This is a genomic window from Pontiella sulfatireligans, from assembly GCF_900890705.1.
Lineage (GTDB): Bacteria > Verrucomicrobiota > Kiritimatiellia > Kiritimatiellales > Pontiellaceae > Pontiella > Pontiella sulfatireligans.
The window spans coordinates 1,441,405-1,455,711 of record NZ_CAAHFH010000002.1 but is presented as its reverse complement, the minus strand read 5'-3'; the positions used below and the strand labels follow the sequence as shown (position 1 = coordinate 1,455,711).

Annotated in this window: 15 protein-coding genes; 11 read left to right on the top strand and 4 right to left on the bottom strand. The window is 56.3% G+C overall.

Features of this window, described 5'->3' with window-relative positions:
• Window positions 1-539: 539 nt before the first annotated feature.
• From ltrA to SCARR_RS19185, 8 genes are all read left to right on the top strand, one after another.
• Entirely contained in the window at window positions 540-1,811 is a 1,272-nt protein-coding gene (gene ltrA / locus SCARR_RS19220) for a group II intron reverse transcriptase/maturase (protein ID WP_136062162.1), read from the top strand.
• Between the two features lie 457 nt (window positions 1,812-2,268).
• The gene (locus tag SCARR_RS19215; protein WP_136063272.1) at window positions 2,269-2,562 is read left to right on the top strand and encodes a hypothetical protein; all 294 of its coding nucleotides are present in this window, start codon (window positions 2,269-2,271) and stop codon (window positions 2,560-2,562) included.
• A 118-nt stretch (window positions 2,563-2,680) separates the two neighbouring features.
• Window positions 2,681-3,427 carry a metallophosphoesterase family protein gene (locus SCARR_RS19210; protein ID WP_136063271.1) on the top strand — a complete coding sequence of 249 codons (747 nt, stop codon included), beginning with the start codon at window positions 2,681-2,683 and terminating at the stop codon, window positions 3,425-3,427.
• Window positions 3,424-4,086, top strand: coding sequence for a hypothetical protein (locus tag SCARR_RS19205; RefSeq protein WP_136063270.1), 663 nt, complete (start codon window positions 3,424-3,426; stop codon window positions 4,084-4,086). Before SCARR_RS19210 ends, SCARR_RS19205 begins: the two co-directional genes overlap by 4 nt.
• Before the next feature lie 3 nt (window positions 4,087-4,089).
• On the top strand, window positions 4,090-4,761 hold the full coding sequence (locus tag SCARR_RS19200) for a polysaccharide deacetylase family protein (RefSeq protein ID WP_136063269.1): 672 nt from the start codon (window positions 4,090-4,092) through the stop codon (window positions 4,759-4,761).
• Between the two features lie 247 nt (window positions 4,762-5,008).
• Window positions 5,009-5,323 (top strand): nucleotidyltransferase domain-containing protein, encoded by a 315-nt coding sequence (locus SCARR_RS19195; protein WP_136063268.1) that lies wholly within the window; start codon window positions 5,009-5,011, stop codon window positions 5,321-5,323.
• A gap of 92 nt (window positions 5,324-5,415) precedes the next feature.
• Window positions 5,416-5,709 (top strand): HEPN domain-containing protein, encoded by a 294-nt coding sequence (locus SCARR_RS29355; protein WP_136063267.1) that lies wholly within the window; start codon window positions 5,416-5,418, stop codon window positions 5,707-5,709.
• Window positions 5,678-5,953: a polysaccharide deacetylase family protein gene (locus SCARR_RS19185; protein WP_136063266.1), complete on the top strand. Its 276-nt coding sequence runs from the start codon at window positions 5,678-5,680 to the stop codon at window positions 5,951-5,953. The genes SCARR_RS29355 and SCARR_RS19185 overlap by 32 nt, the downstream gene beginning before the upstream one ends.
• 120 nt (window positions 5,954-6,073) lie before the next feature.
• Here the strand turns inward: SCARR_RS19185 and SCARR_RS19180 are convergent, their stop codons facing one another.
• Together SCARR_RS19180 and SCARR_RS19175 are read right to left on the bottom strand one after the other, a co-directional pair.
• Window positions 6,074-8,086 (bottom strand): cell division protein FtsQ/DivIB, encoded by a 2,013-nt coding sequence (locus tag SCARR_RS19180; protein ID WP_136063265.1) that lies wholly within the window; start codon window positions 8,084-8,086, stop codon window positions 6,074-6,076.
• Window positions 8,087-8,276: 190 nt separating this feature from the next.
• Window positions 8,277-9,251, bottom strand: a complete 975-nt coding sequence (locus SCARR_RS19175) for a PEP-CTERM sorting domain-containing protein (RefSeq protein WP_136063264.1) — start codon at window positions 9,249-9,251, stop codon at window positions 8,277-8,279.
• 228 nt (window positions 9,252-9,479) lie between these two features.
• Between SCARR_RS19175 and SCARR_RS19170 the strand changes: the two genes are divergently transcribed.
• From SCARR_RS19170 to sfsA, 3 genes are all read left to right on the top strand, one after another.
• Window positions 9,480-10,121 (top strand): RluA family pseudouridine synthase, encoded by a 642-nt coding sequence (locus SCARR_RS19170; RefSeq protein ID WP_222846368.1) that lies wholly within the window; start codon window positions 9,480-9,482, stop codon window positions 10,119-10,121.
• Window positions 10,122-10,221: 100 nt separating this feature from the next.
• Window positions 10,222-11,118 carry an Hsp33 family molecular chaperone HslO gene (locus SCARR_RS19165; RefSeq protein ID WP_136063263.1) on the top strand — a complete coding sequence of 299 codons (897 nt, stop codon included), beginning with the start codon at window positions 10,222-10,224 and terminating at the stop codon, window positions 11,116-11,118.
• 81 nt (window positions 11,119-11,199) lie between these two features.
• Window positions 11,200-11,883 carry a DNA/RNA nuclease SfsA gene (gene sfsA / locus SCARR_RS19160; RefSeq protein ID WP_136063262.1) on the top strand — a complete coding sequence of 228 codons (684 nt, stop codon included), beginning with the start codon at window positions 11,200-11,202 and terminating at the stop codon, window positions 11,881-11,883.
• Here sfsA and SCARR_RS19155 read toward each other — a convergent pair.
• Together SCARR_RS19155 and SCARR_RS19150 are read right to left on the bottom strand one after the other, a co-directional pair.
• A complete protein-coding gene (locus SCARR_RS19155) occupies window positions 11,880-13,661 on the bottom strand; it encodes a matrixin family metalloprotease (RefSeq protein WP_136063261.1) in 1,782 nt (593 codons plus the stop codon). The two genes, sfsA and SCARR_RS19155, sit on opposite strands and share 4 nt — an antisense overlap.
• 102 nt (window positions 13,662-13,763) lie before the next feature.
• A complete protein-coding gene (locus SCARR_RS19150; RefSeq protein WP_136063260.1) occupies window positions 13,764-14,288 on the bottom strand; it encodes a gamma carbonic anhydrase family protein in 525 nt (174 codons plus the stop codon).
• Window positions 14,289-14,307: the final 19 nt, after the last annotated feature.

Below are 14,307 nucleotides of genomic sequence, written 5' to 3'. Positions count from 1 at the left end.
ACAGACTGCGTTTGTGATTGAGGATGGAATCGTTCACAGGGAGCCGGAGTCATAACCGGGGAAGCCCTGCATGGTTTGTGCGAGAGCGCAATAGTTTGGCTCCAAGAAGAAGTTCAAGGAGCTGGGCGAAGCGTGCAGGGTGGCAGATGAGCCCGTAGTAGTGATGAAGATCCGGCCTGTGAAAGCCCGTGAGGGTGTGGAGGGCAAAACCGGATCGACCTGCGGCTTGTTCGCCGGGACGGTCGATGGCCAAAAGCGTCGGCTGGATGCGAAGGGGTGAAGTTTACTTGAAAGCTACGTCAATTGACGGGACGCGGTTTCGGGGAGGTAAGCCGTCGCAAGGCGGGCAAGTGGTCTTGGGCGAACTCGGGAACGAGCGGACTGGAGGCAAACTGTTCCTTCGGAGTAGGTGGAGTTGAAAAGGCATATTGCCGTTGAACCGGATACAAGCCCTTGGAAGCCCGCTGAAGAATCGAACGAGATCGTGAAAACGGAAGATGGACGGAGCGAAGCACAAAGAAGCGAGGATGAACGATAGGATGCGGGTTTGGTACAGTTTATATGATCGCTTACTCCACGCTCAGGTGTTGGAAACGGCGTTCAAAAAGGTGAAGTCGAGCAATGGAGCTCCCGGAATAGACGGGCAGTCCTGCAAAGGCTTTGCGCTGAACCAGTCGGAAAATATCGCCGAACTTCTTGAGGCGTTGCGCACAAAGGCTTATCGACCCAGCCCCGTGAAACGGGTGGAGCTTGAAAAGCCGGATGGAGGTATCCGCTTGATTGGGATACCGACGGTGCGCGACCGCGTGGTGCAGCAGGCATTGAAGATGGCGATTGAGCCGATCTTTGAAGCAGGGTTTCATTCTGGAAGCTATGGCTACCGACCCAAACGAAGCGCACATGGAGCGATTGCAGAGGCAACCGCACGAATGCGCGAGGAGGGGTTGGAGCATGTGGTGGATATGGATTTGAGCAAATGCTTCGACCTGCTGGATCATGATCTGATCTTAAAAGCGGTACGGCGCAAGGTGGCTGACGGCAGTATCCTTGCGCTCATCAGAATGTTCTTGGAGAGCGGAGTCATGAACCATGGCCTGTTTGCTCGAACGGAAACCGGAAGCCCGCAGGGCGGAGTTATCAGTCCGCTTCTCGCCAATATTTATCTGGACGAATTCGACCAGCATATGGCGGGACGAGGACATCGGGTCGTACGTTATGCGGACGACATTCTGATTTTCAAGGGTAGCCCGAAAGGCGCACAAAACGCACTTCGGGTGGCCGAGGACTACCTTGAAGGAAAGCTCGAACTCGTGGTCAACCGTCGCAAGACGCATGTGACCGAGTTGCAGGAGGGCGTCGCCTTTCTGGGAGTGGAGATCGGTTTGACCTATACGAAAATACAGGCCAAGAAAATCGCCCGAATCAAGGCCAAGCTCAAAGCCGTCACGCGCAGAAACACGCCCGTGAATCTCGCCAAAGTGATACGCGACCTCAATCCCGTCCTGCGCGGGTTCGTGAACTATTTTAAGGTTGCGAACTGCAAGACGGAGTTGAAGAAGCTGATGAGTTGGCTAAGACGGAGGTTGCGCGCCATACAAATGAAGCTGTGGAAGAAACCGCAGAAGCTCCACCGACGGCTCAGGCAACTGGGCTACAAGGGAGAGTTTAAGCGGATCAAAATGGCCTCATGGCGCAACGCCTCCTGCCAGCTCGCCCATATGGCGATGCCCAACCGCTGGTTCAACGAGATCGGGCTATACGCCGCCGATCAAGTAGAGACCGGAACGCTTTCCCCATTGAATCGGGGATAAAAGTAAACAGGAGCCGTGTACGAGGTCCGTACGCACGGTTCTGTGAGAGGAACAAGGCTGAGCTTGATCACTCAGCCTTGTCCTACTCGATTCCGCTCGCTCCGAGATTGCATCTGTGACCTGCGCCGCTACGCGTCTCGGTGGTCTCCGGTGTTGCGCACCTCCGGCACACTCGCTCCATTTAAAGCCCTGACCGGATTCCGGTCGGGGCTTTTTCATTGCGTGGCTCTCGGCTCGGCTCTTCCCCAAAGACGGGGCAAGGTTTCCATTTATGTTGCAAACTAAAGCGCAGTGCGGAATGCCGTTCCGCGTTTCTGTTTGAATTCGTAGTGCAATATCAGACGGGTATATTACAAGAACAGCTGTGTTCTGGCGGGGCGGAAGGTGGCATATTAACCATGCATACAAGGCTCTCTGTGGAGCCAATGTTGGGAATTTCAAACCAAAAGGCTACGAAATGAAAAAATGGATGATGATTGCAGTGCTCGCAGGGGTGTCGGCTTCGGTACAGGCTGCGCCAGAAGGGCAGCCCGCGAAAAAAACTCCGGTGGCCAAAGATATGACCAAAGAGCAATTTGTGGCCATGGAGAAAGCCAAATGGGCGGAAAAGGGTTGGAGGTGGAACCAGGTCAAGGTGGAATCTAATTTTGACGAAATGGACGTCAACAAGGACGGCCTCGCATCAGGGAAGGAAAGAAAAGACTGGTTTGCAAAAAAGAAAGCGGAGAAAGCCGCTGAGAAGGCTCAGTAAGCATTTTGCATAACGATCGCTGCCGGAGCGTCTGTTCGTTCCGGGGTTTTTTGTTTTTGACCCAAGTCTGTATCACAATTCGCTTTGCGGCGTCGCGTAAATCAATTTAAGTACGTTCATGCAATCTGTACCACAGGCAAAGGTCGGTCTGCTGACCGATATCCACTACGACGGCGGCGTTGCGGCGCTGAACCGTTTGTACGAAGCCGTGGCGACGCTCGTCCACGGCGGCGTCGATGCGATGGTGATAATGGGCGATCTGATCAACGCCACCAGCGAGATGAGCGCCAAGCGGCTGTTGCGTGAAGTGGCCGCCTTGTGCGACTCGTTCAGTGGGCCGATCCACTACATGCACGGCAATCACGACCTCGACCATCTTTCCAAGACGGCGTTTTATAATGCGCTCGGCCGGACAGGGGATTCCTCCAGCTTCCATTTCGAATGCGGCGGCTATGAGTGCATCTGCATCGACGCCAACTTTTCACCAGACGGAACCGAGTATGACCGCGGCAATTTCCGCTGGCAGGAATCGTTCGTTCCCGCGGCGCAGCTCGATTGGCTTCGGGGGCGGTTGGGAGCGGCGTTGCTGCCTGTGATCATCCTTTCGCACCAGCGACTCGACTTAGACGGCGATTTCGGCGTTGCAAATAATGCCGCTGTGCGCGAAATGATCCAACTTTCCGGCAAAGTGGAGGCGGTCTTTCAGGGGCACCAGCATGCGGACGACCTTAAAAAAATTGATGGGGCCGCCTACTACACGCTAAGCGCCCATGTCGACGATGCCGGCCCGGCGGTGGTTCAGCTCGATGGGCGCGGCATCCGCCTGATGCGCGACTACCAGCCTCAGGAAACTGTGAATCCATGACCCGCATTCTTAAATTCATCACCACGGCTTTGACGCTGACCGTGCTGGCGTTTGTGGGCGGTACGATCTTCTACGGCACCAGGTCCGTTCACGATCTGCTCGCCAGCAACGAAAAGCTCAAAAAGGCCATCACCACGCTCAGGCACGAAGACCAGATCGGCTTCGCCAAAGTGCTCAAGCAGGAGGAGCGCGACGGCCGTCTCTACACCACCATTAAGTTTGTGGAGACCGCGCGTGGCGACATGCTCACCAAGGTGCTCGAAAAAGAATATGAAATCGAAGGCGACGTCATCCACTTCGATGCGCTCGTCGTCACCTTTTCCGATCAGGCCGTGATGGATGGCAAGGCTCGTTCACTCTATCTCTGGCGTCGCGTCTACGGCGAGCACATGAGCCCGGCCGAAGGGTTCGACATCGAAACGCCCGGCACGAACCCCGAGCGCTACGCCGGCCTGCTGCGCGATCTTAAGCTGCCCGAGCAGCAAATGTTCTGGGAAGCCATCTGGGAATTGTCCAACGACCCCGAAGCTCTGCGCGACCACGGCATCAAGGCCGTCTATGGCAACGCCGTCTACAAGCGCCTTCGCCCCGGCCTCATCTATGTCTTCAAAATCGGCGCCGGCGGCCAAGTCTACCCCGAAACCGTGCTGGATATGTAAGTTGTGAAGCAAATCCGAACATTGAAGCTTCTGGTTTGCGTGTACCTGATTCTTCCTTTTGTTTCCTGTGGAGGAGTGAAGCGCATCAATACCGACATGAAGGTTGTCGCGCTGACGTTCGACGATGGACCGAACCCGCCATACACTGAAAAGCTGCTGAAGGTCTTGGCCGAGAAAAAAGTGACAGCCACCTTTTTCTTGATCGGCAAGCAGATCGAAACGCACCCGGCAACGGCTCGCCAAATCATCGCAGCAGGCCATGAACTCGGCGGGCATTCTTACGGCTGGGACGCCTTGGCGTTCAAGAAGCGGGAATATGTGAACGCGCAGCTCGATCAAATGGAGCGGGCATTTTCGAATGTGGGAGTCACCAATCTGACGCTCTTCCGGCCTCCCAATGGAATTCTGTCGCCGGGGCAGGGCAAGCTTCTTGAAGCGCGTGGCCTCCGGCACATCAGCGCCGACGTCGTCGTTGGCGATTGGAAAGCGGTTGACGCCGCAACGATCCGAGATCGCGTTGTCAAAAAAGTGCGCCCCGGTTCCATCATTGTTTTGCACGATGGCGGGGGCGACCGCGCTGCAACCATCGCCGCCGTTCCGCTGATCATTGATGGTTTGAAATCGATGGGTTATGAATTCGCCACCGTGAGCGAGTTGTTGGCTTTAAAGCAGTAGTGCCGGAGGACAAGCACTGGAGGGTTCCGCTTCGTCGGAACCGGTAGCGACGAAGCGCCACCCTCCAACAGCTGGTGCATCCTTTGGGCATTTATCCGCAAGGAGTGGTGCGGAATTCCGTTCCGCGTTCCCGGCAGAGCGGTGCGCCCGAAAACGCGGAACAGAATTCCGCGCTACTCTATTGCTCCATTCTTTTCCAATCTCTGGAACCTTGCCGCTGCCCAAGGGTTCTGCTTATATCCGATGCATGGACGCAACGCAGACCACAGATGATTTAGTCCGGCAGATCGTGCAATTGGCGCACCCGGTCAAGGTGTTTCTTTTTGGGTCTGCCGTCCGTGGCGCCATGACTGCCGACAGCGATATCGATTTGCTGGTCGTAATGCCGGATGGAACACATCGCCGGCATACCGCCCAACGGCTCTATTGCGAAATCTCAAACATTAAGACGGCGTTTGATTTGGTTGTCGCCACGCCGTCCGATCTGGAACGTCATGGAGCCGACTCCAGTTTGATATACCAAACCGTTCTCAAAGAAGGGAAGCTACTCTATGCCGTCTGACCTGCCGGCATGCGGTTCCCCGGAAGATTGGTTTTCTCGCGCCAATAGCGATTTGGCGCTCGCTTCGATCCACCCAACTAAAAAATATCCGATTGGAAGACCTTTGCTATCATGCGCAGCAGTCGGTTGAAAAATCCCTTAAGGCCGTTTTGATTCATTCAGGGAACGCCTTCCCACGCACCCACAACATTAAGATTCTGGTAGAGCTGCTGCCTCCGGAAGTTTTCCGGGACCCAATCTTGGAGGCTTCCGCCATTCTCACGGATTATGCTGTAACCGCCCGGTATCCCGGCGAGGTGGAACCAGTCTCCAAAAGCGAGCTCAAGACGGCGTTGCATATCGCAAAAGAAGTGCTTGTTTGGGCAGAATCCGCCATCCGTCAATGAAAGCAATGCTGCCACTTGCCGGATTGCTCGGCTTGGCTTTTCTGTTTCCGGCGACTGGAAAGCGGTTGACGCTGCAACGGTCCGGGATCGCGTTGTCAAAAAAGTGCGCCCGGGCTCGATCATTGTCTTGCATGATGGCGGGGGCGACCGCGCTGCAACCATCGCCGCCGTTCCGCTGATCATTGATGGTTTGAAATCGATGGGTTATGAATTCGCCACCGTGAGCGAGTTGTTGGAAAAATAAATTGGAGAGACGCCGTCCTCGGCGTCCGCGGACATTGAGAATAATGTCCCTCCATTTCGTGAGCTTTGGTCTCGTAGAAGCGATATTCTAGTCGATTCAAGTGCAATGAGAGTCCATGGCTCAGTGGTAGGTCACAGGAACTTTGCTTGAATCGAGGCTCAAATCAACTTCCTTCACCTGCTGACCCTGACCGTTGGCAATCTTAATAACAGTCGCCAAGTTCTGGAGTTTTGTTTTTAGCGAAAAACGCGGCATGCGTACGCGGATATCGCCGGCCAGTCTCATATCAATAAAGTCAGGATACATCAGATCCAGGCTTTCGATCTGGATGTAGTTGCGCAGATAGTCCGACCCATCGCAAATGTCGATAATTTTAAGCGCGGTTTCAACATCCGCCTGTTCAATCTGCAGCCCCGGCGACAGGTCCATATCCAACCCCTTAATGAGCGGCAGCAATGTCTGGCTGCTGTGGTGAGGAAGCACAAAGCCATAACGGTCTATCACGAATGGATGTTTGGAGATCTGCCGACCGGAAATCCGGGCCACCGGAACGCGCTCCTCGACAGCGGGGCGTTTGATGTTTTCTTTAAGATTGTTTGCGGCGTTATGAGCGGAGCACTCGCAATCGGTGCCGACCGGATTAATGGCATAGGTTCCGCCTTTCGGGCAGACGAGCATCGGCAGGCCGCCTTTTATGTATTCGGTGATGTCGGCCTCGGCCACTAGCGAACCCTCGGGCTTGTTATTTTTCATCGCCCATTGTTCTTTGGCGGCTTCGATGATGCGGCGGTTGTTTTGGCAAACCTTGTCCTGTGAGCTGCTGCGTGCCTTTTGGAAGCTGGGAATGCCGATTGCGGCGAGCAGGCCGATGTAGGATGACGCGGCCATTTCAACCGGCTTGGCGCCGCCATAGTCGGCATAGCTTTTGGAGAAGAGGCTGGTCGGCGTTTTGAGGCTGTAGCCACCGGCATACATGTTTTCATAGCCGCCGAGCATCATATCGATCATAGCGGCTTCATCGCGGCCTTGTTTCAGACCCATCGCCTGTTTCATGATGGCGATGTAGGTCTGCATAAAGCGGGGCGACATGAATTCAATGGCGCTTGTTTCCGCAGGGGCGCCGGCGAGGAGTTTTTGGTAGAGCGGGGTGGCCGTCAGCCCGTTATGGCTGGCCTGGCAATCCAGCGCTTTAACCACGGCCTCGCGGGAGGAGCCGAGCAGCAGGTAGTGGTCGGTGGTCGCGAGCGTCAGCTGAACGGGAACCGGCAAAGGCACGGGCATGTTGAGCGTATGCAGCGTGACGCCGGCGTGTGTCGATTCGGTGATGGGCATTTGCATCAGCTTGAGTTTTTCCGGCAGGATTTTGCCGAGCAGGCCGTTCTTTGTTTCCAAGCCGATGAGCAGGTTGGGTTCGGGGATCGTCAGGGTTGTCTGGCCTTGGGGAATGGTGATGGTTTTGTCTTCGGAAAGCTGGAGAGAAAGCAGCACGTCGTTTTCGAGCGAGCCTGTAATGGCCGTGATGTTGGTTCCAAGCACCATCTCGAACATTGCTGTTTTCTGGATGAAGGCGGTTGCTTGCGGTTCGCCAAGAAATTGGGCGATGAACTCGTTAACAATCTTCCACGCTTCATCGAGGCTGGCCGTCGAGTTGGCGGTGTAGACCGCATCGGCCGGAACATAATGGATGCCTTTCAGCGCCTTGGGGTTGGAGGCCAGAAGCCGCCAGAGCGGCTTGCCGGCATCGGCCTCGGCGTGCTGGGCAACCGAAACCACGCGGTTGAGCGTGCCGTCCACCGAGGCCATGCTCATGGCATACGATTCCAGCGACAACAACCCGCTCCACTCAATGCCGGCCTTTACTTTTTCAATGGTTGCGGCAACGGCTTCGAGCTGCAGGGCTTGCGCCTGTGCATCGCCGGAAAAAGAAGTTATCATCATCTGGGACATGTGCTCGATATAGTCGAGCACCCGCTGCTCGATCGTGGACGTGTTCATGTACACCAGCAGGTCGCCGTCGAGGTCGAGCTGCTCCAGCACCGGATGCATCGGCGGGTGGGCGGCGAGGGAGGCGGTTGGCAGCCAGCCCGACAAAAGGCAGGCTGCGGCGACGAGGGCGGTCAGTTTCTTTTTCATGCGGGGGCTCCTTGATTAACGACGTTATAAAAACAAGCAAGATATAAACAGGATTCCAGCAAGCCAAGCCATTACAAACCATCTCGCGTTTTTATAAGCGGGGATTTTCAAACGTTGGATGCCATTTGCCGCAACACGAAAAAAGCCGGGATATAGATCCCGGCTTGCGTGGTTTTTTTTTGGCTAAGCCTTAGTAGGGCATCAACCGTTTGCGGATCAAGAGCCCGAGGGCGCTGATGCCGATTAAGGCTATGGTGCTCGGCTCCGGAATCATGTCGAGCGCGTCGAGGTTGTCGGTTGTTAGAAGTCCCAGTGCGCCGGCCGAAACAAACACGACCGGCCCGCTGCCGAACCCGGTGCGCAGCACATCCGCGGCACTTGCTCCCATGCCTGCCAGCGTTGCGGAACCTGGTGTGAGCGAGAAGTCGACAACGTCGCCGGCAGACCACATGCCATCCAAATCGTTGTCGTAGACCACTGCCGCATCGATGTCGTCCTGGCCACCAGCCAGCAAGCCCAACATGCCTGCTGTGGCATAAGGCATGAACGGAGCAACGTCATAGTTGTTGACTGCAGAACTCATGAACAGCGTTGCGCCATCGAAGCCGATGCCGCCGGCTGAAGCCTGACTCAGCGAGTAGTAGATCGCACCTTGGCCCAGGGGCTGCGTCACCGCGTTGTCTGCGAATCCATGCACTTCCAAGCCATCGATATCGTCGCCGCCCGGCACGGAACCCGGTTCGAGCAGGCCAAGCGTCCCGCCTGTCAATGGATTGGGGAGGCCGTTGCCATCCCATGTCAGATTGTTCAGTCCGAAGCCGCCAACATAGATGTCTGCCGGTTGATCGCCCCCCGCAGCTTCAAGATTCACGGCAGTGCCGGGAAGCCCGACCGAGGTGATATCGACCGAAAACACCCACTCCTCTCCATAGTGCTGGTTGCCTGAAATGGCATCGACTTCGTACCCAAGAACAGAGCCCTGCAAGAATATGCTTGCAGGGACGGGGTTGACGGGGGGGGACGGGGCCCCCAAGACGTCATCGCCTGCATAGCCGGAAGGGCCTCCGTTGACCACGGAATAATACGGCGAGAATGCCTGTCCGTAGGTGGAAGCGACGAGCAGCACCATTGCGCTCGCGATACCGAATGCTTTCTGTGCTTTCATTTGTTTCTCCCTTGTGTTTGGTCGTATTTGATTAAAATTAGTCACAATCGCTTACAACACATTCGTGCTTTTACTCCAAAATACGTACACCGTCAACGGGTATTGTTAAAATAGATTGGATTGTAAAAGTTTAATATTAAACAGTTCAAATTTTTGTGGAGAAAGCCGGTTTACAATGAATAACATTAAATAGAGCAATGGCAGGATTTGCCAAGGTTTGGAATCGGCTTGGGCGCTGGAATCGGGCATCTTTTCTGGATGTTGGAAATCATTTACAGCGACGATGCATTGGTGGTGGTGAACAAGCCGACGGGGTTGCTTTCGGTGCCGGGGCGCGGGCCGGACAAGCAGGACTGCCTCTACCATCGCATGCTTGAACAGTTTCCCGATGCGCTGATGGTGCACCGGCTCGATATGGATACCTCGGGACTCGTGCTCTTTGCCCGCACGCCCGAAGCGCAGCGCAATCTTTCGATGCAGTTTGAAAAGCGCGAAATTTCCAAAACCTATATTGCCGTGGTCGAGGGCGTCATTGAAAAAAAGGTCGGCATGGTCGACTTCCCGATGCGCAAGGATATGGCGCACAGCCTGCCACCGAGGCATGTGGTCGACTGCGTACGCGGCAAAAAGGCGCTCACTGAATGGAAGGTGTTGGAGAGGACCGAGACAACGACGCGCGTTGCGCTTTTTCCGCAGACGGGCCGGTCGCACCAGCTGCGGGTTCATATGGAATGCATCGGCTTTCCCATCGTTGGCGACCCCATCTACGGCACGCCGGCCGAGCGGCTGATGCTCCACGCGCAGTCGTTGGAATTTCGTCATCCCGAAACCGGTGAGCCGATTCGGCTTGAATGTCCGGCCCCTTTTTGAAGAATGCGCAATTGGTATGTAGTCCCGGCTTCAGCCTGAAGCCGCCTAAAGGCTACAAACCCTATAAACTTAAAACTTAACCACCTAAAACTGAATTCCGATGACTGACATCTTATACAAAGGCCACTTCAAGGGGCTCGACATCGCCTTCGCTTATGCCGTGACGACCCAGGCGGTAAATGAAGCCGTCGTCCGCCACGACTGCGACCCCGCGGCGGCGCATATTCTTGGGCGTGCAACCACCGGCGCGCTGCTGGCGGCGGCCATTCTGCCGGAAGGCCATCGGCTCAACGCCTGCTGGAAATATCACGGCGCGCTTAAAACCATCGTGGTGGACGCCGGCCAGGACGGCACTGTACGATCCCTCATTTCCCCGAGCCAGCTGAGCGAATTCGGCGACGTGCACGACGAGCTGTACGGCGAAATGGGCGACCTGCAGGTGGTCGTTTCCAAAGACGGCCAAATTGCCAATTCCGGCACCACGCCGGTTTCGCTGCACGACCCCGTGAACGACTTGGCCTACCACTATTGCATCTCCGACCAAGTGGAAACGGGCATGGTTGCGATGATCGGCTTTCAGCCGGATCCGGAATCCCCGGTGCAGCTCTGCCAAGGCTGGATGATCCAGGCGCTGCCCAGCACCGATCTGGAGCGCTTCGACCGCCTCCGCCAACGGCTCGACGATCCCGGGTTCCGCGAACTGATGGGCCATGGCAGTGCTTCCGAAGCCTATTTCGAGCAGATCGCCACGGCCCTGATCGGCGAAGAGGCGGGGTTTGAGGGCATCCAGAAGGAAGTCTGCCCCTCTCCGAAGTTCCAGTGCACCTGCAGCAAGGCCAAAATGGCGGCGGTGGTGCGGAGCCTGCCCATCCCCGACCGCATGACGATGGTCAAGCGCAACGAACCCGTCGGCATCAGCTGCCAGTTCTGCAACGAGCGCTACGAGTTGTCGATCGAAGAGTGCATCGTCGCGTGGAACCAAAAGAATGCCGAATAGCGAGCAAGGAACCGCAGAATGTAGAAGTGGTATTGCCTTCGTCATTCGGAATCCCATGTTGGATATTCTGCGGTTCATATCATGACTCTCCCTCCCGTCATTTTTGGAACGTTGATCAAGCGCTATAAGCGCTTCCTCGCCGATGTGGAGCTGGAGGACGGCAACGTCATTACCGCCCATTGCCCCAACACAGGACGCATGACGACGTGCGCCGAGCCCGGTTGGCGCGTCGCGCTCTCTGACAGCGCGAATCCGAAGCGGAAATACCGCTTCACGTGGGAGCTGGTGCACAATGGCGACTGCTGGATCTGCGTTAACACTGGGCGCGCCAACCAAATCGCGTTTGAAGCCGTTTCGAACAATCTGATTCCCGGGCTGTCAGGCTATGCTGAAGTGCTCCGCGAGCAAACCTTCGGCAACAGCCGCTTCGACCTGCTTTTGAAAAACGGGGATGACCTTTGCTATGTTGAAGTGAAGAACGTCACTCTGCTCGCATACGACGGCTGTTACGCCTTTCCCGACGCCGTCACCGAGCGAGGTACAAAGCACCTGAACGAACTAATCAAGGTCGTCAAGGCCGGCCACCGAGCGGCGATGCTCTACGTCATCCCGCGTTCCGACGGAAGCGGCTTCCGCTCCGCCCACGAGATCGATCCGCAATATGCCGATGCGCTGGAAGCCGCCACCGCCTCCGGGGTCGAAGTCCACGCTTGGCTGGCCGAGGTGACGCCCAAGGAAATTTATCTGTCTGAGCCGGTCGTCTAGTTCAGCCGCTGAATGCGGTAGAATTTTTGCGTACCCAGCTCAACGGTTCTTTTTTCGCTGATTGAGTCTGCGAGCGCGGGATTTCCTTCATCGCTGAAGCCGTTCAGCAGGTTGGTTGTACTCTGAATTTGATAGAGTTCCTCCGGCTTGGCTGTCCAAGACAGCGAGGGGCCGGACAGCGCAACCTCCAGTCGCGATTGCGCGTTGGTTGGATCAAGCTCCAACAGCCACTCTTCGTAGTTGGTCAGGCCGTCTCCATCGGAATCGTATGCCGCCCCGCTCACGCTGTAGGTTGAAGCCCAGCTATCTGGTAGCAGGTCGCCGTTGGAATCTTTGTTGAAGGAAACGACCCGCACCTCCACCGGCGAAGACATATTCACGCCATCATCCATCCTAACGAAGCATCGGCCGTAGTACGATCCGGGAGAAGCTTGTGCATCAGAATAGGCTCCACCCGGCGTAAAAAAGATTACAGAGCCGTTGTTTTGTACAAACCCTCCGTTTCCAACATACTGGTTTTCTGAAAGTAAACCCGCCGTAGCTTCCCCCTGTAAATCATAGGCATGAACATTTACCTGATTGGCGCCAGAGGCAAACGGGTGTTGCGGGGCGTATTTTGTAACGGCCTCAATGATGCGGTCGTAGCCGTAGGGGGGCGTGTTGGTGGGGTAGATGGTGTCGATGTTTCCGGTGTCCCAGCTGTTTAGCGCTGCGCCGCGACCGTCGCCATGGATCAGATAGTACATCTGAGCTTCCTTCAACACGGAATCACTTTCTCCAAACGTTTCGCTGCTGTGGCCAAGACTGAGCACGTGTCCGAGTTCGTGGCAGAGGACTTCTTCCAGCGATACAGGGTTTGACAGGCTGGCGGCGGTATGTTCGAGCGTAAGGTAGCCTCGGGTGGTAAGGTCGAATTCGTTCGTGCCGACCTTTGCGCCCAGTCCTCCATTGGGCCATGCGCCTGAGTAAGTATAACCGCGGCCGCCTCGTCCGAGGGTTGTGGCGCTGGTGATTTCTCCATAGCTGTCATGGAATTGAATGCGGATGCGTCCGTCGCTGGCCACCACATCGGCGGCAGTCATGCCGAATGATTCGAAGCCGGCAAACTTAAAGATGAGCGAGGTTTGCGCTTCCCAAGCGGCGAGAGCGTTTTCCAGCGCCGTCATAGCCTGGTTTGTCGTGATCCCGGAGGGGAGGAGGTCCATATCGACGAGATATTCGATCGGTTCGCCACGGTCGCACTGGAGGAAGCGGCTGGCATAAACACCCGTGGAGCCGGGAAGGATGCCGACGGAATAGGTCGTCATTCCTCCACTGGGCTGGCTCGTCTGATTGGAGACATCGGCTCCGGGTTCGTCAAGCAGCCGGAGCTGGTCGAGGAGGGCGGCGTATTCCGGATTGGAATTGCTGACGGATTTCAGCGCTTCGAGCGTCCCGTCGGCGCGGATGTGAATGAAGAGCAGATATTCATGGCCGGTCTCGAAGACGGGGCGGGAGCAGTAGACTTCGCCTCGGCCGTTAAGCTCGCCTCCGCGATGTTCGAGCTGGACCGTATCGGCGAAGATTCCCTTAAAGGTTTCAAGTACGGTGCTTCCGGTTTCGGTATAGATGGCGGAATGGGGCGGCTTTTCAAAGGCGGTGTTTTTTTGGACGGCCACGCGACAGATGGCGTCAGCATGCGCGACCCAGTCACTGAACGACTGCTCAAACTCAGCGGCCGGTGAACTGGAGATGGATAGAATCCATACGGCTAGAAAGGCATGTAAATAGTTTTTCATTCTCTGCAACTCCTTCTCTTATTGGTTCGTAGAAGAGTAGCAGGAGGCAGGCCAACGGATCAATTTTAATAAGGAATGTTAGAGTAGGCTGTGGGAGCCCGGCTATATAATGACCTTCAGCCCGCCGCTGCGGTAGCGAGTCTGGAGGGCGACGTAGCGGGTGGCGTAGCTGCGGACGTTGTCGATTTCGTCTTCGGTCAGCTTGCGGATGACGCGGGCGGGGGAGCCGACGGCGAGGGAGCCGTCGGGGATCTGCTGGCCCTGCTTCACCAGCGCGCCGGCGCCGACGATGCAGTTGTTGCCGACCACCGCGCCGTCGAGCAGGATGGCGCCCATACCGATGAGGCAGTTGCTGCCGACGGTGCAGGCATGCAGCATGACCTTGTGGCCAACGGTGACGTCGTCGCCAATCACAACGGGTTTGCCTTTGCCGGTGTGGGCCACGGAGTTGTCCTGGATATTGCTGCGCTCGCCAATGGTGATCGGTTCGATGTCGCCGCGCAGCACCGCGCCGAACCAGATGCTGGATTGGTGGCCCAGCACCACGCTGCCGATGACGGCGGCGGAGTCGGCCACATAGAACTCTTCGGGAAGCGAGGGGGTGCGGTCTTCAAATTGATAGATCATGTTGCGCAGGGTAAAGCAA

Bases quoted from the DNA above. Each gene is read 5' to 3' on its own strand.
- ltrA (WP_136062162.1), top strand. From the start codon at position 540: ATGCGGGTTTGGTACAGTTTATATGATCGCTTACTCCACGCTCAGGTG.
- SCARR_RS19215 (WP_136063272.1), top strand. From the start codon at position 2,269: ATGAAAAAATGGATGATGATTGCAGTGCTCGCAGGGGTGTCGGCTTCG.
- SCARR_RS19210 (WP_136063271.1), top strand. From the start codon at position 2,681: ATGCAATCTGTACCACAGGCAAAGGTCGGTCTGCTGACCGATATCCAC.
- SCARR_RS19205 (WP_136063270.1), top strand. From the start codon at position 3,424: ATGACCCGCATTCTTAAATTCATCACCACGGCTTTGACGCTGACCGTG.
- SCARR_RS19195 (WP_136063268.1), top strand. From the start codon at position 5,009: ATGGACGCAACGCAGACCACAGATGATTTAGTCCGGCAGATCGTGCAA.
- SCARR_RS19180 (WP_136063265.1), bottom strand. From the start codon at position 8,086: ATGAAAAAGAAACTGACCGCCCTCGTCGCCGCAGCCTGCCTTTTGTCG.
- SCARR_RS19175 (WP_136063264.1), bottom strand. From the start codon at position 9,251: ATGAAAGCACAGAAAGCATTCGGTATCGCGAGCGCAATGGTGCTGCTC.
- SCARR_RS19165 (WP_136063263.1), top strand. From the start codon at position 10,222: ATGACTGACATCTTATACAAAGGCCACTTCAAGGGGCTCGACATCGCC.
- sfsA (WP_136063262.1), top strand. From the start codon at position 11,200: ATGACTCTCCCTCCCGTCATTTTTGGAACGTTGATCAAGCGCTATAAG.
- SCARR_RS19155 (WP_136063261.1), bottom strand. From the start codon at position 13,661: ATGAAAAACTATTTACATGCCTTTCTAGCCGTATGGATTCTATCCATC.
- SCARR_RS19150 (WP_136063260.1), bottom strand. From the start codon at position 14,288: ATGATCTATCAATTTGAAGACCGCACCCCCTCGCTTCCCGAAGAGTTC.